The sequence below is a fragment of the Oryzisolibacter sp. LB2S genome (genome assembly GCF_040732315.1).
In the GTDB taxonomy this organism is placed as follows: domain Bacteria; phylum Pseudomonadota; class Gammaproteobacteria; order Burkholderiales; family Burkholderiaceae_C; genus Alicycliphilus; species Alicycliphilus soli.
In genome coordinates this window covers 359,211-380,227 of sequence record NZ_CP160388.1, presented here as the reverse complement: position 1 = coordinate 380,227, position 21,017 = coordinate 359,211, and the positions used below count along the sequence as shown (strand labels likewise).

Here is a 21,017-nt window from a genome sequence, read left to right as displayed (position 1 = left end):
CCTGCCGGGAAGGCAGGCCGGGAGCGTTCACTGCCCGCATGGGAGCCGCGGGCTCGGGACCTCAGTCCGCCAGGTCGGCGCTGCCGTCGAGCTCGGCCGCGGCGCCGTCGGTGCCGGCACTGGCCAGCTCGGCGGCCTCGGCCTCGGCGATGGCGCGGCGCTCGGCCTCGTCCATGGCGTCCTTGGCCTTGCGTGCCTGGTGGTAGGCCAGACCCGTGCCGGCGGGGATCAGGCGGCCGACGATGACGTTCTCCTTCAGGCCACGCAGCTCGTCGCGCTTGCCCATGATGGCGGCCTCGGTCAGCACGCGCGTCGTCTCCTGGAACGATGCGGCGGAGATGAACGAGTCGGTCGACAGCGACGCCTTGGTGATGCCCAGCAGCACGTTGGAGTAGGTCGCGGGGATCTTGCCCTCCTTCTGCACGGCCTCGTTGGTGTTGAGGATCTCGCTGCGCTCGACCTGCTCACCCTGGATGTAGCCGGTCTCACCGGGGTTCTCGACCACGACGCGACGCAGCATCTGGCGCACGATGACCTCGATGTGCTTGTCGTTGATCTTCACACCCTGCAGGCGGTAGACGTCCTGCACCTCGTCGACGATGTAGCGCGACAGCTCCTCGATGCCCAGGAGGCGCAGGATGTCCTGCGGATCGGCCGGGCCGTCGACGATGAGCTCGCCCTTGTTGACCACCTGGCCTTCGTGCACGAGCACGTTCTTTTCCTTCGGGACCAGTTCGTCCCAGACCTTGCCGTCCGGGTCGGTGATCTGCAGGCGCACCTTGCCCTTGGTTTCCTTGCCGAAGGAGATCGTGCCGGTCATCTCGGCCAGCATGCCCTTGTCCTTGGGCGAGCGGGCCTCGAACAGCTCGGCCACACGCGGCAGACCGCCGGTAATGTCACGCGTCTTCTGGCCTTCGACCGGGATGCGCGCCAGCACCTCGCCGGGGCCCACTTCCTGGCCGTCGCGCACCTGGATCAGCGCGCCGATCTGGAAGCCGATGGCCACGGCATGGTCGGTACCGGGGATCTTCACCTCCTGGCCATTGCCGTCGATGAGCTTGACCAGCGGACGCACGACCTTGGCCGAGCCGCGGCGCTTGGGGTCGATGACCACGAGCGTGGACAGGCCGGTCACGTCGTCGACCTGCTTGGCCACCGTCAGACCTTCCTCGACGTTCTCGAACTTGGCCGTACCGGCGTACTCGGTGATGATGGGGCGCGTCAGCGGGTCCCAGTTGGCGAGGATGGTGCCGGCCTTGATCTGCTGGTCGGCCTTCACCGTCAGCGTCGCGCCATAGGGCACCTTGTGGCGCTCGCGCTCGCGGCCATGCTCGTCCTGGATGATGATCTCGCCGGAACGCGCAATCACCACCAGCTCGCCCTTGGTGTTGGTCACATAGCGCATCGTGGCATTGAAGCCGATGATGCCGTTGCTCTTGGCCTCGACGCTGGACGCCACAGCCGCGCGCGATGCCGCACCGCCGATGTGGAAGGTACGCATGGTCAGCTGCGTGCCGGGCTCGCCGATGGACTGGGCGGCGATCACGCCCACGGCCTCGCCGAGGTTGATCAGGCCGCCACGGCCCAGGTCGCGGCCGTAGCACTTGGCGCACAGGCCGTAGCGCGTCTCGCAGGTCAGCGCGGTGCGCACCTTGACCTCGTCGACGCCCGCGGTCTCGATCTCCTCCATCGTGTCCTCGTCGAGCATGCGGCCCGCGGGCACGAGCACGTCGCGCGTCTCGGGGTGCAGCACGTCCTCGGCCAGCACACGGCCGAGCACGCGTTCGCGCAGCGACTCGATGACCTCACCGCCCTCGACGATGGCGCGCATCAGCGAGCCATTGGAGGTGCCGCAGTCTTCCTCGGTCACGACCAGGTCCTGCGTCACGTCCACCAGACGGCGCGTGAGGTAGCCGGAGTTGGCGGTCTTGAGCGCCGTGTCGGCCAGACCCTTTCGGGCACCGTGCGTGGAGATGAAGTACTGCAGCACGTTCAGGCCTTCACGGAAGTTGGCCGTGATGGGCGTCTCGATGATGGAGCCGTCCGGCTTGGCCATCAGGCCGCGCATGCCGGCGAGCTGACGGATCTGGGCCGCAGAGCCGCGGGCCCCCGAGTCGGCCATCATGTAGATGGAGTTGAAGGACTCCTGGTCGACCTCCTTGCCGTGGCGGTCGATGGTCTTTTCCTTCTTCAGGTGGTCCATCATGACCTTGGAGATGTCGTCACCGGCCTTGCCCCAGATGTCCACCACCTTGTTGTAGCGCTCGCCGGCCGTCACCAGACCGGAGACGTACTGCTGCTCGATCTCCTTCACCTCGCGCTCGGCGCGGCCGATGATCTCGCTCTTCTGCGCGGGCACGAGCATGTCGTCCACGCAGATGGAGATGCCGGCGCGCGTGGCCAGGCGGAAGCCGTTCTGCAGCAGCTTGTCGGCAAACACCACGGTTTCCTTCAGGCCGCACTTGCGGAACGAGGCGTTGATGAGCTTGGAGATCTCCTTCTTCTTGAGCGCCTTGTTCAGGTTGCTGAAGGGCAGGCCCTTGGGCAGGATCTCGGACAGCAGGGCGCGGCCGACGGTGGTCTCGACGAGCTTGGTCTCGGGCTCGAATTCGCCCGTGGCCTTGTTCTTGTTCCACTCGGTCAGGCGCACGTTGATCTTGCTGGCGAGCTCAACCTCAGCGGCGTCGAGCGCGCGCTGAACCTCACCGATGTCGGTGAAGACCATGCCCTCGCCCTTGCCGTTGATCTTCTCGCGCGTGGCGTGGTACAGGCCCAGCACCACGTCCTGCGAGGGCACGATGGAGGGCTCGCCCGATGCCGGGAAGAGCACGTTGTTCGACGCCAGCATCAGCGTGCGGGCCTCGAGCTGTGCCTCGACCGACAGCGGCACGTGCACGGCCATCTGGTCACCGTCGAAGTCGGCGTTGAAGGCCGCGCAGACCAGCGGGTGCAGCTGGATGGCCTTACCTTCGATCAGGATGGGCTCGAAGGCCTGGATGCCCAGGCGGTGCAGCGTGGGCGCGCGGTTGAGCATCACGGGGTGCTCTTTGATGACCTCTTCGAGGATGTCCCACACCACGGGCGTGCCGGCCTCGACTTCCTTCTTCGCGGCCTTGATGGTCGTGGCGATGCCCATGGCCTCGAGGCGCGAGAAGATGAAGGGCTTGAAGAGCTCGAGCGCCATCAGCTTGGGCAGGCCGCACTGATGCAGCTTGAGGGTCGGGCCCACGGTAATCACCGAACGGCCCGAGTAGTCCACGCGCTTGCCCAGCAGGTTCTGGCGGAAGCGGCCGCTCTTGCCCTTGATCATGTCGGCCAGGGACTTGAGCGCGCGCTTGTTGGCGCCCGTCATGGCCTTGCCGCGGCGGCCGTTGTCCAGCAGGCTGTCGACGGCCTCCTGCAGCATGCGCTTTTCGTTGCGCGCGATGATTTCGGGCGCCTTGAGTTCCAGCAGACGGCGCAGACGGCTGTTGCGGTTGATGACGCGGCGGTACAGGTCGTTCAGGTCCGACGTGGCGAAGCGGCCGCCATCGAGCGGCACCAGCGGACGCAGGTCCGGCGGCAGCACGGGCAGCACGTCCAGAATCATCCACTCGGGCTTGATGCCGGACTTCTTGAAGGCCTCGAGCACCTTCAGGCGCTTGGCGTTCTTCTTGACCTTGACCTCGGAGCCCGTCAGATCACCGCGCAGGCGCTCGATCTCGATCTCGATGTCAATGCCCTCGAGCAGGTCCTTGATGCCCTCGGCGCCCATCTTGGCCTCGAACTCGTCGCCATATTCCTTGCGCTTGGCGTCGTAGTCGTCCTCGCTCATGATGGAGAACTTCTTGAGCGGCGTCATGCCGGGGTCGGTGACCACATAGGCTTCGAAGTACAGCACGCGCTCGATGTCGCGCAGCGTCATGTCCAGCACCAGGCCCAGACGCGATGGCAGGGACTTGAGGAACCAGATATGCGCGCAGGGCGCGGCCAGGTCGATGTGGCCCATGCGCTCGCGGCGCACTTTGGTCTGCGTGACTTCCACGCCGCACTTCTCGCAGATCACGCCGCGGTGCTTGAGGCGCTTGTACTTGCCGCACAGGCACTCGTAGTCCTTGATGGGCCCGAAGATCTTGGCGCAGAACAGGCCGTCGCGCTCGGGCTTGAAGGTGCGGTAGTTGATGGTCTCGGGCTTCTTCACCTCACCGAAGGACCAGGAACGGATCTTCTCGGGCGATGCCATGCCGATCTTGATGGCATCGAAATGCTCGTCGGGCGTGAATTGCTTGAACAGGTCGAGTAGCGATTTCATGTGACTCTTTCCCTTGTATCAAAAATCGTAGTGGCTCGCGCTTGCCTGCAGGGCGTTTGAGATAGAAAACACCTTCAAACCCTTGAGGAGCAAGCGCGAACAGCTCACTTTTTCTATAAAACCTGCCCCGATCAGGAGCGTTCCAACTCGATGTCCAGGCCCAGGGAGCGGATTTCCCTGACCAGCACATTGAACGACTCGGGCATGCCTGCCTCGATGGCGTGTTCGCCCTTGACGATGTTTTCGTAGACCTTGGTACGGCCCTGCACGTCGTCGGACTTCACGGTCAGCATCTCCTGCAGCACGTAGGCGGCGCCGTAGGCTTCCAGCGCCCACACTTCCATCTCACCGAAACGCTGGCCACCGAACTGGGCCTTGCCGCCCAGCGGTTGCTGCGTGACGAGCGAGTACGGGCCGGTGGAGCGCGCATGCATCTTGTCGTCCACCAGGTGGTGGAGCTTCAGGTAATGCATGTAGCCGATGGTCGTCGGGCGCTCGAAGCGGTCACCCGTGCGGCCGTCGTACAGATAGGCCTGGGTGCGCGTCTCGGTCAGGCCCTTGCGCGCCTGGATGTCGTCCGGGTAGGCGATCTTGAGCATGTCCTTGATCTCGGCTTCCGAGGCGCCATCGAACACGGGCGAGGCGAACGGCACGCCCGTGGTCAGCTCGCGCGCCATGGCCATGATCTCGTCATCGCTGAACTGCGAGAGCTCTTCCTTGCGGCCGCGCGAGTTGTAGACCTCCTCGAGGAACTGGCGCACCTCGGCGGCCTTGGCCTCGCGCTGCAGCATGTCACCAATGCGCTGGCCCATGCCCTTGCCGGCCCAGCCCAGGTGAACCTCGAGCACCTGGCCGATGTTCATGCGCGAAGGCACGCCCAGCGGGTTGAGCACGATGTCGGCGGGCGTGCCGTCGGCCATGTAGGGCATGTCCTCGACCGGAACGATCTTGGAGACCACACCCTTGTTGCCGTGGCGGCCAGCCATCTTGTCGCCGGGCTGCAGGCGGCGCTTGACGGCCAGATACACCTTGACCATCTTGAGCACGCCCGCGGGCAGCTCGTCGCCCTGCGTGAGCTTCTTGCGCTTTTCCTCGAAGGCCAGGTCAAAGCTGTGGCGAGTCTGCTCCATGGCGTTCTTCATGGATTCGAGCTGCGCGGCCACGGCCTCGTCGGCGGGGCGGATGTCGAACCAGTGGAACTTCTCCACGCCGGCCAGGTATTCCTTGTCGATGGTCGCACCCTTGGCGAGCTTCTGCGGGCCGCCGTTGGCCACCTTGCCCACGAGCAGCTTCTCGATACGGTCGAAGGCGTCGGCCTCGACGATGCGCAGCTGGTCGTTCAGGTCCAGGCGGAAGCGCTTGAGTTCATCGTCGATGATCTGCTGCGCGCGCTTGTCGCGCTGGATGCCTTCGCGCGTGAACACCTGCACGTCGATCACCGTGCCCGAGCTGCCCTGGTCCACGCGCAGCGAGGTGTCCTTCACGTCGGAGGCCTTCTCGCCGAAGATGGCGCGCAGCAGCTTCTCTTCGGGCGTCAGCGTGGTCTCGCCCTTGGGCGTGACCTTGCCGACCAGCGTGTCGCCGGGCTGCACCTCGGCACCCACGTAGATGATGCCGGACTCGTCGAGGCGGTTGAGCTGCTGCTCCGACAGGTTGGGAATGTCGCGCGTGATTTCCTCGGCACCGAGCTTGGTGTCGCGCGCCATGACCACGAGCTCCTCGATGTGGATCGAGGTGTAGCGGTCCTCGGCCACCACGCGCTCGGAAATCAGGATCGAGTCCTCGAAGTTGTAGCCGTTCCAGGGCATGAAGGCGATCAGCATGTTCTGACCGATGGCGATCTCGCCCAGGTCGGTCGATGCACCGTCGGCGATCACGTCACCCTTGGCCAGGCGATCGCCCTTCTTGACGATGGGACGCTGGTGGATGTTGGTGTTCTGGTTGGAGCGCTGGTACTTGATGAGGTTGTAGATGTCCACACCCACCTCACCGGCCACGGCCTCGGTGTCGTTCACGCGGATCACGATGCGGGTGGCATCGACGTAATCGACCACACCGCCACGGCGTGCCGTGACCACGGTGCCCGAGTCCACGGCCGCCACGCGCTCGATGCCCGTGCCCACCATGGGCTTTTCCGGGCGCAGCACGGGCACGGCCTGGCGCGACATGTTGGCGCCCATCAGTGCGCGGTTGGCGTCATCGTGCTCCAGGAAGGGCACGAGCGAGGCCGCCACCGACACGATCTGCGCGGGCGACACGTCCATGTACTGCACGCGCTCGGCGGACACGAGCGTGGATTCGCCCTGTTCACGCGCCGACACCAGGTCGCCCGTGAGGCGGCCCTCGGCGTCCAGCGTCGCATTGGCCTGGGCGATGATGTACTTGCCCTCCTCGATGGCCGACAGGTAGTCGATCTCGTTGGTCACCTTGCCATCGACCACGCGGCGGTACGGTGTCTCGATGAAGCCATACTCGTTCAGGCGTGCGTACAGGGCCAGCGAGTTGATCAGGCCGATGTTCGGGCCTTCCGGCGTCTCGATAGGGCAGACGCGGCCGTAGTGCGTGACGTGCACATCGCGCACCTCGAAGCCGGCACGCTCGCGCGTCAGACCGCCCGGGCCCAGGGCCGAGACGCGGCGCTTGTGCGTGATCTCGGCCAGCGGATTCGTCTGGTCCATGAACTGCGACAGCTGCGAAGCGCCGAAGAACTCCTTGAGCGCCGCGGAAATTGGCTTGGAGTTGATCAGGTCGTGCGGCATGAGCGGCTCTTGCTCGGCCTGACCCAGACGCTCCTTCACGGCTTTCTCGATACGTGCCAGACCGGTGCGGTACTGGTTCTCGGCCAGTTCGCCGACGCAGCGCACGCGGCGGTTGCCCAGGTGGTCGATGTCGTCAACCTCGCCCTTGCCGTTGCGCAGGTCCACAAGGATCTTGACCACCGACAGAATGTCGTCGTTGTCCAGCACCATGGGACCGGTCGCTTCGCTGCGGCCGATCTTGGCGTTGAACTTCATGCGACCCACGCGCGACAGGTCGTAGGTGTCGGGGTTGTAGAACAGGCGCTGGAACAGCGCCTGCACGGCGTCTTCGGTCGGCGGCTCGCCGGGGCGCATCATGCGATAGATGGCCACGCGCGCGGCGAACTCGTCCACCGTCTCGTCGATGCGCAGGGTCTGCGAGATGTAGGCACCCTGGTCGAGCTCATTGGTGTAGATGGCCTGCAGCTCCTGCACGCCGGCCGAGCGCAGCTTCTTGAGCAGCGCCTCGGTCAGCTCCTCGTTGGCCTTGGCCAGGATCTCGCCCGTGTCGGGGTCGACGATGTTGCGCGCCACGACGCGGCCGATCAGGAAGTCCTCGGGCACGCTGATGTGCGTGGTGCCGGACTGCTCGAGCTCGCGCGTGTGGCGCGCGGTGATGCGCTTGTCCTTGGCGACGACGACCTTGCCCGACTTGTCGGTGATGTCAAAGCGCGCCACCTCACCCTTGAGGCGCTCCGGCACGAACTCCAGCTGCGCGCCGCTGTCCATGAGGCGGAAGTTGTCGTTGACGAAGAAGTTCGCCAGGATGGACTCGGGCGTCAGGCCGATGGCCTTGAGCAGAATTGTCACCGGCATCTTGCGACGGCGGTCGACGCGGAAGTACAGGATGTCCTTGGGGTCGAACTCGAAGTCGAGCCAGGAGCCGCGGTAGGGGATGATGCGTGCCGAGAACAGCAGCTTGCCCGAGCTGTGCGTCTTGCCCTTGTCGTGCTCGAAGAACACGCCGGGCGAACGGTGCAGCTGGGAGACGATGACGCGCTCGGTACCGTTGATGATGAACGAGCCCTTGTCGGTCATCAGGGGCACCTCGCCCATGTAGACCTCCTGCTCCTTGACCTCCTTGACCACCTTGTTCTGCGCGGTGGACGAGTCGCGGTCGTAGATGATGAGCTGCACCCGCGCGCGCACGGCCGAGGCGAAGGTCAGGCCGCGCGTCTGGCATTCGCGCACGTCGAACGCCGGCTTGGCGAGGTTGTACTCGACGAACTTCATCTCGACGAAGCCGTTGTGCGAGACGATGGGGAAAGCGGAATTGAAGGCCGCCTGAAGGCCTTCGTTGACACGTTTTTGCGACGGCGTCTCGGCCTGCAGGAAGGCGGTGTAGGCGTCACGCTGCATCTGCAGCAGGTAGGGAACTTTGAGCACGCTGTCACGGCTGCCGAAGCTCTTGCGGATACGCTTGCGTTCGGTGTAGCTGTACGTGGATGTTTGGGCCATGAGATCTCCGGGCAAAGACATGGATTGAGGTCTTCGACGACTGCCCCACGAGGCAAGGGCCTGCGGGCTTGGCGGTTGGCCACTACCAACCATGGCGGACGGCGATGCGTTGCACATCGCCCGAACCAAGGCGTCTCCTGCTGTCGGACGGGACAGAAGACACTAGAAAACCACCGCGAGACAGGTGCGTCTCGAAACAGCTTTCTGGTGCGTTCTGGATGCAAAACCCATAAGCACCAAAGGCTGGAGGCCTTTTGCAAGACCTCCAGCCCGGGCAGACAAACCCAATTACTTGAGTTCGGCCTTTGCGCCGGCATCCACCAGCTTCTTGACGGCGGCTTCGGCGTCGGCCTTGGCAACGCCTTCCTTGACGTTCTTGGGGGCGCCGTCCACCAGGTCCTTGGCTTCCTTCAGGCCCAGGCCGGTGATTTCGCGCACGGCCTTGATGACCGCAACCTTGTTGGCGCCGGCGTCGGTCAGGACCACGTTGAACTCGGTCTTTTCCTCGGCAGCGGCAGCACCACCGCCGGCAGCGCCGCCGGCAGCGGGAGCGGCCATGGCGGCAGCGCTCACACCAAACTTCTCTTCAATGGCCTTGACCAGGTCATTGAGTTCCATGACGGTCATGCTGTCCAGAGCCGTCAGAAATGCGTCTTTATCGAATGCCATTTTGATTTCCTAACAATTGGTTTTCAGAGGGTTGCAAATGCTGTGCACGCATCAGGCGGCAACAGCCTCGCCTTCGCCTTTTTTGGCCGCCAGGGCACCCAGCACCACGGCGGTGCGGGAGATGGGCGACTTCAGCAAGCCACACAGCTGAGCCAGCAGCACTTCCTTGGAAGGGATGTTGGCCAGTTGCTTCACGCCGTTCACGTCCAGGGCCTTGCCCGCGAAGGCGCCACCGCGAATGACCAACTTGTCGTTGGTCTTCGCGAAATCGGCCACCACCTTGGCGGCGGCCACAGCGTCTTCGGAGAAGCCATAGATCAGGGGACCGGTCATCTGGTCGGCCACCACGTCAAACTGGCTGCCAGCCACAGCACGGCGTGCCAGAGTGTTCTTCAGAACACTCAGGGACACACCCTTGCTGCGTGCATCGACGCGCAGTTTGGTCATGTCGGCGACCGTGATGCCACGGTATTCCGCGATCACGAGCGTTTGAGCTTTAGCGGCGAGGCTGGTCACTTCATTGATGACCGCTTCTTTCTCACTGCGATTAAGACTCAAGGTCTACTCCTTCATATGCGCATTTCGGACGAATCCAGCCATGCGCGCTCTTGGGGTTTGCAGCGACCAACTGTTTCGGGAAAAAATCCATCTGCAGCGGGATCGCCATCTGCGTTGGCCCCTTGGGTTTAAGTGCAACCGACTTGCACACCAACGGTCTCGGATGGCCCGATGCGGCATGCCGCACCGGCCCACCACCGAAGCACCCTCGCGGGCACTTCAAGATTCATCGCAATCAGGCTGCGATGGATTGCGTGTCGACGCGAACGCCCACACCCATGGTCGACGACACTGCCACCTTGCGCAGGTAAACACCCTTGCTCGTGGCAGGCTTGGCCTTGTTCAGCGCCTCGATCAGTGCCGCGAGGTTGCCCTGCAGCTTGTCGTTGTCGAACGAGCGACGACCAATCGTGCTATGCACGATGCCGGCCTTGTCGACACGGAACTGCACCTGACCGGCCTTGGCGTTCTTCACGGCCGTGGCCACGTCGGGCGTCACGGTGCCCACCTTGGGGTTGGGCATCAGGCCGCGCGGGCCCAGGATCTGGCCCAGGGCACCCACGACACGCATGGCGTCGGGTGCAGCGATCACCACGTCAAAGGGCATGTCGCCAGCCTTGACCTGAGCCGCCAGATCGTCCATGCCGACGATGTCTGCACCGGCAGCCTTGGCCTCTTCGGCCTTGGCGCCTTGCGCGAACACGGCGACGCGCGTCGTCTTGCCGGTACCGTTGGGCAGAACCACGGCGCCACGCACCACCTGGTCGGACTTCTTGGCGTCCACGCCCAGCTGCACAGCCACGTCGATGGACTCATCGAACTTGGCCGTGGCGGCTTCCTTCACCAGGGCCACGGCCTCGGCAAACGAATACAGCTTGGTGCTGTCGACCTTGCCCTGCAGGGCCTTTTGCTTCTTGGTCAGCTTCGCCATTTCAGAGACCCTCCACCGTCACGCCCATGGAACGGGCAGAGCCTGCCAGCGTGCGCACGGCGGCGTTCACGTCGGCTGCATTCATGTCCTTGAGTTTGGTCTTGGCGATCTCTTCGAGCTGCTCGCGCGTGATCTTGCCCACCTTGGTGGACTTGGCGTTGGAGGAGCCCTTGTCCAGCTTGATGGCCTTCTTGATCAGCACCGTTGCGGGCGGCGTCTTGATGATGAAGGTAAAGCTCTTGTCGGCAAATGCCGTGATCACCACGGGCAGCGGCAGACCCGGCTCGACACCCTGGGTCTGCGCATTGAATGCCTTGCAGAACTCCATGATGTTGAGGCCACGCTGACCGAGCGCAGGGCCGATCGGGGGGGATGGATTGGCCTTACCAGCTGGCACTTGCAGCTTGATGAAGCCGACGATTTTCTTCGCCATGATTGCTCCTTGCGGGTGATATCGCCTGACGTCAGACAGGCTCCCCGGGGGTTATCGACTCGTTTTCATTGCTTCGCGCCGAGTCAGAAAGCGCGATTCACAAGATCTCCGATGTGCCGCGCCCAGTTGGAACGACGCGGAACACGAAGACCCATGTCTGTAGATCTATGTCTTTTCGACCTGGGCGAACTCCAGTTCCACAGGCGTGGAGCGCCCGAAGATCATGACCGAGACGCGCAGGCGGTTCTTCTCGTAATTGACCTCCTCCACCGTTCCATTGAAGTCGGTAAAGGGGCCTTCCTTGACGCGCACGAGCTCGCCGACCATGAACTCGATCTTGTGACGCGGCCGGTCCGTGCCCTGCTGCATCTGACTGACGATCTTCTGAACCTCGTCCTCGGAGATGGGCGCCGGCCGGTTCTTTGCGCCACCGACGAACCCCGTCACCTTGCTGGTGTGCTTCACGAGGTGCCAGGTGTCGTCATCCATCACCATTTCGACGAACACATAGCCAGGGAACAGACGACGTTCCGTCGTCTTGCGCTGGCCGTTCTTCATCTCCACGACCTCTTCGGTGGGAACGAGGATGCGACCGAACTTCTGCTGCATCCCCGCGCGCGAGATGCGCTCCTGGATGTTGCGCTCGACCGCCTTTTCCATGCCGGAATAGGCGTGCACGATGTACCAGCGAAGATCGGGGTTCACCGCGGCATCCACGGAAGACTGAACACCTCCAGCTTGAGCGGCATCCACCATTACTTCTTCCATCCCAAGATCAAGTCGTAGAGCACCCATTCCAAGGTCTTGTCGGTGAACCATAGGAAAAGCGCCATGAGAACGACGAACGCAAACACATAGCCCGTCATCTGCAGCGATTCCTTGCGCGTAGGCCAGACGACCTTCTTCACCTCACGAGAGGCGTCACGCGAAAAACCAATGAATTGACGGCCATACTCAGAAACCAAGACGAGCGCAACGGCCAACACCAAACCCAGCAGGAGTGCACCCCACTGAACCAGGGGACCATGCTTGCTCAGGGCATAGAACCCAGCGACAGCAGCGACAACGACAACCACCGCAGCGAACAACTTTGCCTTGTCCGCACCACCGGTGACCGTTTCAACCTGGGAAGTGGCCATAGATGAGATTTCCGTGCTCTTGGTCAGGCGCCTTACAAGACGCCGAAGCCCGCCAGATCGTGGCGGGCTTGTTCACCACCGATTCAGGTGGCAGGGGCAGTAGGAATCGAACCTACAACCTTCGGTTTTGGAGACCGACGCTCTGCCAATTGAGCTATACCCCTTTGCTTTGATTACTCAATGATCTTGGCCACCACGCCGGCGCCGACGGTACGGCCGCCTTCACGGATGGCGAAGCGCAGGCCTTCTTCCATGGCGATGGGGGCGATCAGCTTGACGGTGATCGACACGTTGTCGCCGGGCATGACCATTTCCTTGTCGGCGGGCAGCTCGATGGAGCCCGTGACGTCGGTCGTGCGGAAGTAGAACTGCGGACGGTAGTTGTTGAAGAACGGCGTGTGGCGGCCGCCTTCGTCCTTGGACAGCACGTACACCTCGGCCGTGAAGTGCGTGTGCGGCTTGATGGAGCCGGGCTTGCACAGCACCTGGCCGCGCTCGACTTCTTCACGCTTGGTGCCGCGCAGCAGCAGACCCACGTTGTCGCCGGCCTGACCTTGGTCGAGCAGCTTGCGGAACATTTCCACGCCGGTGACGGTGGTCTTTTGCGTGTCACGGATGCCGACGATTTCGATTTCTTCGCCGACCTTGATGATGCCGCGCTCGACGCGACCCGTGACCACGGTGCCGCGGCCGGAGATGGAGAACACGTCTTCCACGGGCATCAGGAAGGTGCCGTCGACGGCGCGCTCGGGCGTGGGGATGTAGGTGTCCAGGGCCTCTGCCAGGCGCATGATGGCGGGCTCACCCTTGTCGGACTGGTCGCCTTCGAGGGCCAGCTTGGCCGAGCCGCGGATGATGGGGGTGTCGTCGCCGGGGAATTCGTACTTGTCCAGCAGTTCGCGCACTTCCATTTCGACGAGCTCGAGCAGCTCTTCGTCGTCGACCATGTCGCACTTGTTCAGGAACACGATGATGTAGGGCACGCCCACCTGGCGGGCCAGCAGGATGTGCTCGCGGGTCTGGGGCATCGGGCCGTCAGCGGCCGAGCACACCAGGATGGCGCCGTCCATCTGGGCGGCGCCGGTGATCATGTTCTTCACGTAGTCGGCGTGGCCGGGGCAGTCCACGTGGGCGTAGTGGCGCGTGGCGGTTTCGTACTCGACGTGCGAGGTGTTGATGGTGATGCCGCGGGCCTTTTCTTCGGGCGCGTTGTCGATCTGGTCGTAGCCCTTGGCTTCGCCGCCGAACTTCTTGGCCAGCACCGTGGCGATGGCCGCCGTCAGCGTCGTCTTGCCATGGTCCACGTGGCCGATCGTGCCCACGTTCACGTGGGGCTTGGTGCGCTCAAACTTACCTTTTGCCATCTTTTCGACTCCGAAAAAACTACAACTACACGACAAAACTGATGCAGCCACCCGGGCTTGCACCATTGAATATGGTGCCCATGGCGGGAATCGGACCCGCGACCTCTCCCTTACCAAGGGAGTGCTCTACCACTGAGCCACATGGGCAATCAAAAAACACAAACTCAACAACCCGGAACCATGGAGCGGGAGACGGGAATCGAACCCGCGTCATTAGCTTGGAAGGCTAGGGTTCTACCATTGAACTACTCCCGCAAGGCATGGCGCCACACGACGCCTCGACTCACGATTCTGGTGGAGGGGACTGGATTCGAACCAGTGTAGGCGTAAGCCAACAGATTTACAGTCTGCCCCCTTTAGCCACTCGGGCACCCCTCCGAAGAATTTGCGATTCTAGCAGAAATTCCACCTCTCGCGCATGCAACCGAGGAATTTTCAATTCTCGCGTCGACACACCCCGCAAAGCGGCATTCTGGCGCGGCTGGCGGGGATCGAACCCACGACCCTTGGCTTCGGAGGCCAATACTCTATCCACTGAGCTACAGCCGCTACGACAACCGAACCCCGCCGCACTGGGCCACAGGACTCGGACGCAACGCAGCATTATTGCACGCCGCTACACATGAAAACCCAGGCCACGCAGATAGATCAGCACGGACGAACGAACGACCAACCGCAGGTCATAGCGCGCCTCGCGCAGTATCCATTGATGCAACAAGCCATCAAACAGCGCATGCAAGCCCGCCGCCGCCACCTCTACCCCCATGGGCAGCACCAGGCCGCACTCCCTCGCAGCCAGGCCAAGGTCACGGGACACAATCGCATGAAAGCGCGCCTGCACCGCCAGATGCCGCTCGCGCACGGCCCTGAGCTCCTCCACATACTCGACACGATAGAAGGCAATCTCAAACACCCGCCGGGTGCGCTCATCGCAGGTCACCACACCGACCACACGGTCGATCATCGCAAGCATGCGAACCAAGGCACCGCCATCCCCGCACCCATCATCCGCGCACACTTCCTCCAACGGAAGCGATACGCGATCCATCATTGCATTGAACAGGTCGACCTTGTCCTTGAAGTGCCAGTAGATCGCACCACGCGTCGCACCCGCAACCTGGGCGATCTCGCCGAGTGAGGCGCGCACAACACCCTTTTCATAGAACACGCGCTCGGCAGCGTCGAGCAAACTGCTGCGCGTGGCATCGGCATCTTCCTTGGTACGTCGCGCCATAGACGGCAAACCTCCTGCATGCGCTCGCCACCAGAGCCGAGCACGCCATTAATTATACATTCACGAATGTATGTACAATCGCAAGCCACACACGCGTATTCACAGGGAATTTACCGGGCGATGCCATCATCGTCCGCGCACCGATTCGGACAATCACGCATATCGTCTTTCAAGGGACTGCCATGCCTTTCTCAAACAACAATCACCACAACCCGCGGCCGCAAATCCGCTTCACAGCGATCGCCGTGGCCCTGGCTGGAGCGCTGGCCCTTGGCGCCTGCAGCAAGAAGGAGAACGCAGCGGCGGCGGGTGCGGGCCCTCAGGCGCCCGAAGTGGGTGTCGTCACCGTTCAGGCTGGAGACATCGGACTGGTAACCGAACTGCCTGGCCGCCTGGAAGCATCACGCATCGCCGAAGTCCGGGCACGCGCCGCCGGCATTCTGCAGAAGCGCCTGTTCGGCGAGGGCAGCGACGTCAAGGCCGGGCAGAAACTGTTCCTGATCGACAGCGCCCCCTACCAGGCCAGCCTCGCCCAGGCGGAAGCCAGCGTCGCTCAGGCGGAAGCCAGCCTGGCGCAAAGCCGGGCCCTGGTCGAGCGCTACCGCCCGCTGGTGGCCGTCAATGCCATCAGCAAGCAGGAATATGACAACGCCGTGGCATCAGAGAAGACGGCGCGCGCCAATGTGGCGGCTGCCAAGGCGGCGGTCACCACGGCGCGCATCAATCTGGGCTACGCCACCGTGACCGCTCCGATTTCCGGCCGCATTGGCCGGGCACTCGTCACCGAGGGAGCCCTGGTTGGTCAAGGCAGCGCCACCGCGCTGGCCATCATTCAGCAAATCGATCCGCTGTATGTCAACTTCACGCAATCGGCCTCCGACGCGCTCAAGCTGCGCGCGGCGGTCGCGAGCGGCAAGTACAAACAGGCAGGATCCGGCGCCGCCCAGGTGCGTGTGGTGCTGGAAGACGGCAGCGTATACCCGCAGGCCGGCCGCCTGCTGTTCACCGACCTGACCGTGGACTCCACCAGCGGCCAGGTGACGCTGCGCGCAGAGATCCCCAACCGCGATTTCGCCCTGCTGCCAGGCCTGTACGTACGCGTTCGCCTGGAACAGGCGCAGGTGGACAACGCCATCTTGCTGCCGCAGCAAGCCGTCACCCGATCGGCCAGGGCGGATACCGTGATGGTCGTGAACGCAGACAACCAGGTCAGCCCACGCACCGTCAAGCTCGGACCGGCCCAGGGCTCGAACTGGGTGGTGCTCGAGGGACTGCAATCCGGCGACCAGGTCATGGTCGATGGCTTCCAGAAGCTGCCTCGCGGCAAACCCGGCACACCCATCGTCGTGAAGCCCGTGCCCTGGCAGGGCGGCGGCGCCGCCAAGCCGGCGCAACCGTCTGTCCCGGCCTCCGCTGCAAAGTCTTAAGGATCAGGAGCGCGGCACATGGCCAAGTTTTTCATTGAACGCCCCATCTTCGCGTGGGTGATCGCCATCTTCATCATGGTGATCGGCGCAGTGTCGATCACCCAACTGCCTATTGCGCAGTACCCCACCGTGGCACCGCCGACGATTCAGGTTTCGGTGACCTACCCCGGTGCAACCGCCCAGACGCTGGAAGACAGCGTGCTGTCCGTCATCGAGCGCGAAATGAACGGTGCAACGGGCCTGGCATACATGGAAACCACCAGCCAGGCCAATGGCACCGGCTCCATCGTGCTGAGCTTCGAGCCGGGTACCAACGACGATCTGGCGCAGGTGGACGTACAGAACCGCCTGTCGCGCGCCACGCCACGCCTGCCGTCGGCCGTCACGCAACAGGGGGTGCGCGTGGAGAAGTCACGCTCCAACTTCCTGCTGATGACGCTGCTCACATCCGACAACCCGGATGTCGACATCGAGGCGCTCAATGACTACGCGGCACGCAACGTCACACCGGAACTGCAGCGCCTGCCCGGCGTCGGCGCGGTGACCCAGTTCGGCGCCGAGCGCGCAATGCGCGTCTGGGTCGACCCCGCGAAGCTCAAGGGTTTCAACCTGTCGCTCGATCAGGTGAACGCCGCCATTCGTGCACAGAACCTGCAGGTGTCGGCCGGCAACCTCGGCGATCTGCCCAGCACGCCGGGCCAGACCATGGCCGCCACTATCGTCGTTCAGGGGCAGCTGTCGACCACCGAGCAGTTCGGCAACGTGGTCCTGCGCGCCAACACCGACGGCTCGACCGTTCGCCTGAAGGATGTCGCGCGTATCGAGCTCGGGTCCCAAAGCTATGCAACCAGCGCCCGGCTCAACGGTGCGCCGGCCGTCGGCATGGGCGTGCAGCTCACGCCCAAGGCGAACGCGTTGGCCACGGCCAAGGCCGTCAAGGCCAAGCTGGAACAGCTGCGCCCGTTCTTCCCGCAGGGCGTCAAGTATTCCATTCCCTACGACACCTCTACCTTCGTCGCCGTCTCCATCGAGAAGGTGGTGCATACCTTGCTGGAAGCGGTCGTGCTGGTGTTTCTGGTGATGTTTCTGTTCCTGCAGAACTTCCGCTACACCATCATCCCCACCATCGTCGTTCCCGTCGCCCTGCTGGGCACTTTCGGCGCCTTGCTGGCCATGGGCTTCTCCATCAATGTGTTGACCATGTTCGGCATGGTGCTGGTCATCGGCATTGTGGTTGACGACGCGATCGTGGTGGTGGAGAACGTGGAGCGCATCATGAGCGAGGAGGGACTGCCGCCGCTCGAGGCCACGCGAAAGGCCATGAGCCAGATCTCGGGCGCCATCGTCGGCATCACGGTGGTGCTGATCTCGGTCTTCGTGCCACTGGCCTTCTTTGCCGGATCCACGGGCAACATCTACCGCCAGTTTGCGGCCACCATGGCCACGTCGATCGCGTTCTCGGCATTCCTCGCGCTATCGCTGACGCCAGCGCTTTGCGGCACACTGCTCAAGCCCGTGTCCGAAGATCACCATGAGAAGAAGGGCTTCTTCGGCTGGTTCAACCGGATGTTCAAGAACACCACGCGTGGGTACGAGGCCGGCATGTCGCGCATGCTGCGTCGCGGCGGTCGGATGATGGTCATCTACGCCGCCCTGATCGGCGCCGTCGGCATCGTGTACATGCGGCTTCCGACTTCGTTCCTGCCCAATGAGGACCAGGGCTACCTGATCGCCAACGTGCAACTGCCTCCGGGCGCATCGCTGGAGCGCACACGCGCCGCGCTGACTGCAGTGGAGGAGTTTGCGATGGCGCAACCCGAGGTGAAGGACATCATCACGGTGGCGGGATTCTCGTTCTCCGGACAAGGTCAGAACGCGGGTATTTCGTTCATACCCCTGAAGAACTGGAGCGAGCGGCCCGGCGTCGAGCATTCGGCCGACGCGATCGCGGGCCGCTTCATGGGCGCGCTCTCCGGCTATCGCGACGCGTTCATCTTCGCGCTGAGCCCACCACCCATCCCCGAACTGGGCACGGCCACGGGCTTCACGTTCCGGCTGCAGGACCGCGGCGCCAAGGGTCACGATGCGCTGCTGGCCGCACGCAACCAGCTGCTGGGCATGGCTGCCCAAAGCAAGGTCCTGACGCAGGTTCGCCCCGACGGCATGGAAGACGCACCGCAGATGACCATCGACATTGACCGTGACAAGGCCAACGCCCTGGGCGTGTCGTTCGACAGCATCAGCAGCGCCCTGTCCACGGCCATGGGCTCGTCCTATGTGAACGACTTTCCGAACCAGGGGCGCCTGCAACGCGTGGTGGTCCAGGCCGATGCGACGGCCCGCATGCAGCCCGAGGATGTGCTGGACCTGCCCATCCTCAACAACAAGGGGCAGGTGATCCCGCTCTCCACATTCGCCTCCACTCGCTGGATCACGGGCGCCATGCAGACCGTGCGCTACAACGGCTACCCCGCAATGAAGATTGCGGGCGGAGCCGCGCCGGGTTACAGCACCGGTGACGCCATGCAGGAGATGGAACGCCTGGCCGCGCAGCTTCCCGAAGGATTTGGCTTCGAATGGACGGGGCAGTCGCGCGAGGAAAAGCTCGCCGGCTCCCAGGCCATGGTGCTGTACGCGTTCTCACTGCTGGCCGTGTTTCTGAGCCTGGCGGCCCTGTATGAGAGCTGGTCGATCCCGTTCTCGGTGCTGCTGGTGGTGCCACTCGGGGTGCTCGGCGTGCTGCTGGCGACACTGGGCCGAGGCCTCTCCAACGATGTGTACTTCCAGATCGGTCTGGTCACCATCATTGGGCTGTCGGCCAAGAACGCCATCCTGATCATCGAGTTTGCCAAGGACCTGCAGGCCTCCGGCAAGGGCATCGTCGAGGCGGCACTGGAGGCGGCACATCTGCGCTTCCGCCCCATCGTCATGACCTCGCTGGCCTTCACCCTGGGCGTCATTCCGCTGTACCTGGCAACGGGCGCAAGCTCCGCCAGCCAACGCGCCATCGGCACCGGCGTGATCGGCGGCATGATCTCGGGCACAGTACTGGCCGTCATCTTTGTGCCGGTGTTCTTTGTGTTGGTGCGCAGCTTCTTCAAGGGCAGCCAGCGCCAGCGCGAGCATGACGCCAAGCACGCGATGGTGCACCACGGCGACCATACCGCGTGATCAGATTCGCAGGACCACACAACATGCTTATGCACACACTCAACGGGGCGCGCCACACGCTCTCACCACTGGTGATCTCCGCCTTGCTGGCCGGCTGCAGCTTCATCCCGAAGTACGAACGTCCGCAGGCACCGGTACCCGAAAAGTTTGCGCTGGCCGGCAGCGAGGCCCCTTCGGCGAATGCCGTTGCGGCCGCCGATATCGACTGGCGCGACTACTTCACCGACCAGCGGCTGCAGCGGCTCATCGGCATCGCATTGGGCAACAACCGCGATCTGCGCGTCGCCATGCTCAACGTGGAGCAGGCGCGCGCACAGTTTCAGATCCAGCGCGCCGGCCAGTACCCGACGGTGAACGCCATCGCGAGCGGCACGCGCCAGCCCGACACACAGGGCCACTACGGCAACAACTTCCAGGTGGGGTTGGGGGTTTCCGCCTGGGAGATCGACTTCTTCGGACGCATCGGGGCACTCAAGGAGCAGGCGCTTGCGCAGTACCTCGCCACGGACGAGGCGCGCAAGTCGGCGCAGATCAGTCTGGTGGCGGCGGTCGCATCGGGCTGGCTCACGCTCATGGCAGACGAGGAACTGCTGGACATCTCGCGGCGCACGCTGCAGACGCGTGAAGAATCCGTCAGGCTGACGCGCCTGCGCCTGGACAACGGCGTGAGCTCCGAGCTGGACAGCCATCAGGCCGAAAGCCTGGCGCAGGCCGCACGCGCCACCTACGCGCAACAGCAACGCCAGCGCCTGCTCGATGAAAACGCGCTCGCCCTGCTGGTCGGCCAGCCCCTGCCCGAGGACATACGTGCCAGCCTGTCGGGGCTGCGGCTCGACGATGCGGCGCCCATGCAGTCGCTTCCCGCGGGCCTGCCTTCGGATCTGCTGCAGCGCCGCCCGGACATACGCCAGGCCGAACAGCAGCTGATTGCCGCCAACGCCAACATCGGCGCGGCCCGTGCCGCGTTCTTCCCCCGCATCGCGCTGACCGCCTCCGTGGGGACGGTCAGCAACGAGCTGTCGGGCTTGTTCAAGAGCGGCAGCTGGGCCTTTTCGCTGGCGCCGCAGCTCGCCCTGCCCATCTTCGACGCCGGACGCAATCAGGCCGGCCTCGAATCGGCGCGCGCCGGCCGCGAAATCGCCGTCGCACAGTACGAAAAGTCGATCCAGACCGCATTCCGCGAAGTGTCGGACGCGCTGGCCGGGCAGGCCACCTTGCAGGCGCAGATCGACGCCCAGCGCGCCCAGACGCAGGCCGATGCGAAGCGACTGCAACTGTCGGATCTGCGCTATCGCAATGGCGTGGCCAGCTACCTCGATCTGCTGGACGCACAGCGCTCGCTGTATGCAACCGAGCAGGCGCTCGTGCAAGTGCGCCTGCAGCAACTGCAGAACCAGGTATCGCTGTACAAGGTGCTCGGCGGCGGATGGACGGACACGAAGCAGGCATCGCGCTCCTGATGCCGCAGGGGGGTCACCCTGCAGGCGCCGAAACTGGAGGCCGCTCCTATAATCGGCGCCTGTTTTCATTCGCCACGCACAACA

The 21,017-nt window shown here is 63.8% G+C and carries 13 protein-coding genes and 5 tRNA genes; 3 read left to right on the top strand and 15 right to left on the bottom strand.

The window, feature by feature from the left end; genetic code table 11:
* Positions 1–61 precede the first annotated feature (61 nt).
* The 15 genes from rpoC to ABUE11_RS01760 form a co-directional block, all read right to left on the bottom strand.
* Positions 62–4,291 (bottom strand): DNA-directed RNA polymerase subunit beta', encoded by a 4,230-nt coding sequence (gene rpoC / locus ABUE11_RS01830; RefSeq protein ID WP_367067320.1) that lies wholly within the window; start codon positions 4,289–4,291, stop codon positions 62–64.
* Positions 4,292–4,422: 131 nt separating this feature from the next.
* Positions 4,423–8,547: a DNA-directed RNA polymerase subunit beta gene (gene rpoB, locus ABUE11_RS01825; protein ID WP_367067319.1), complete on the bottom strand. Its 4,125-nt coding sequence runs from the start codon at positions 8,545–8,547 to the stop codon at positions 4,423–4,425.
* Between the two features lie 288 nt (positions 8,548–8,835).
* Positions 8,836–9,216 (bottom strand): 50S ribosomal protein L7/L12, encoded by a 381-nt coding sequence (rplL, locus tag ABUE11_RS01820; protein ID WP_367067318.1) that lies wholly within the window; start codon positions 9,214–9,216, stop codon positions 8,836–8,838.
* A 51-nt stretch (positions 9,217–9,267) separates the two neighbouring features.
* A complete protein-coding gene (gene rplJ / locus ABUE11_RS01815; RefSeq protein ID WP_367067317.1) occupies positions 9,268–9,774 on the bottom strand; it encodes a 50S ribosomal protein L10 in 507 nt (168 codons plus the stop codon).
* A 235-nt stretch (positions 9,775–10,009) separates the two neighbouring features.
* Positions 10,010–10,705, bottom strand: a complete 696-nt coding sequence (gene rplA, locus ABUE11_RS01810; RefSeq protein WP_367067316.1) for a 50S ribosomal protein L1 — start codon at positions 10,703–10,705, stop codon at positions 10,010–10,012.
* 1 nt (position 10,706) lies between these two features.
* Positions 10,707–11,138 (bottom strand): 50S ribosomal protein L11, encoded by a 432-nt coding sequence (gene rplK, locus ABUE11_RS01805; protein ID WP_367067315.1) that lies wholly within the window; start codon positions 11,136–11,138, stop codon positions 10,707–10,709.
* A gap of 165 nt (positions 11,139–11,303) precedes the next feature.
* Positions 11,304–11,894: a transcription termination/antitermination protein NusG gene (gene nusG / locus ABUE11_RS01800; RefSeq protein WP_367067314.1), complete on the bottom strand. Its 591-nt coding sequence runs from the start codon at positions 11,892–11,894 to the stop codon at positions 11,304–11,306.
* Positions 11,894–12,277: a preprotein translocase subunit SecE gene (gene secE, locus ABUE11_RS01795; RefSeq protein ID WP_367067313.1), complete on the bottom strand. Its 384-nt coding sequence runs from the start codon at positions 12,275–12,277 to the stop codon at positions 11,894–11,896. Before secE ends, nusG begins: the two co-directional genes overlap by 1 nt.
* 88 nt (positions 12,278–12,365) lie before the next feature.
* Positions 12,366–12,441 (bottom strand) — tRNA-Trp (locus ABUE11_RS01790).
* A 9-nt stretch (positions 12,442–12,450) separates the two neighbouring features.
* Positions 12,451–13,641, bottom strand: coding sequence for an elongation factor Tu (gene tuf / locus ABUE11_RS01785; RefSeq protein WP_367067312.1), 1,191 nt, complete (start codon positions 13,639–13,641; stop codon positions 12,451–12,453).
* A 72-nt stretch (positions 13,642–13,713) separates the two neighbouring features.
* Positions 13,714–13,788: transfer RNA gene (locus ABUE11_RS01780), tRNA-Thr, on the bottom strand.
* Positions 13,789–13,822: 34 nt separating this feature from the next.
* Positions 13,823–13,896 (bottom strand) — tRNA-Gly (locus tag ABUE11_RS01775).
* 37 nt (positions 13,897–13,933) lie between these two features.
* Positions 13,934–14,019 (bottom strand) — tRNA-Tyr (locus ABUE11_RS01770).
* Positions 14,020–14,114: 95 nt separating this feature from the next.
* Positions 14,115–14,190 (bottom strand) — tRNA-Arg (locus ABUE11_RS01765).
* A gap of 67 nt (positions 14,191–14,257) precedes the next feature.
* Complete coding sequence (locus ABUE11_RS01760; RefSeq protein WP_367067310.1) at positions 14,258–14,875, bottom strand: TetR family transcriptional regulator; 618 nt, start codon at positions 14,873–14,875, stop codon at positions 14,258–14,260.
* A 182-nt stretch (positions 14,876–15,057) separates the two neighbouring features.
* Here ABUE11_RS01760 and ABUE11_RS01755 point away from each other — a divergent pair, with 182 nt between their 5' ends.
* Genes ABUE11_RS01755 through ABUE11_RS01745 form a run of 3 tightly spaced genes read left to right on the top strand, consistent with a single transcriptional unit; the run spans position 15,058 to position 20,933 of the window.
* Positions 15,058–16,302, top strand: coding sequence for an efflux RND transporter periplasmic adaptor subunit (locus ABUE11_RS01755; protein WP_367067308.1), 1,245 nt, complete (start codon positions 15,058–15,060; stop codon positions 16,300–16,302).
* Between the two features lie 18 nt (positions 16,303–16,320).
* Positions 16,321–19,473: an efflux RND transporter permease subunit gene (locus tag ABUE11_RS01750; protein WP_367067306.1), complete on the top strand. Its 3,153-nt coding sequence runs from the start codon at positions 16,321–16,323 to the stop codon at positions 19,471–19,473.
* 23 nt (positions 19,474–19,496) lie between these two features.
* Positions 19,497–20,933 carry an efflux transporter outer membrane subunit gene (locus ABUE11_RS01745; RefSeq protein WP_367067305.1) on the top strand — a complete coding sequence of 479 codons (1,437 nt, stop codon included), beginning with the start codon at positions 19,497–19,499 and terminating at the stop codon, positions 20,931–20,933.
* Positions 20,934–21,017: the final 84 nt, after the last annotated feature.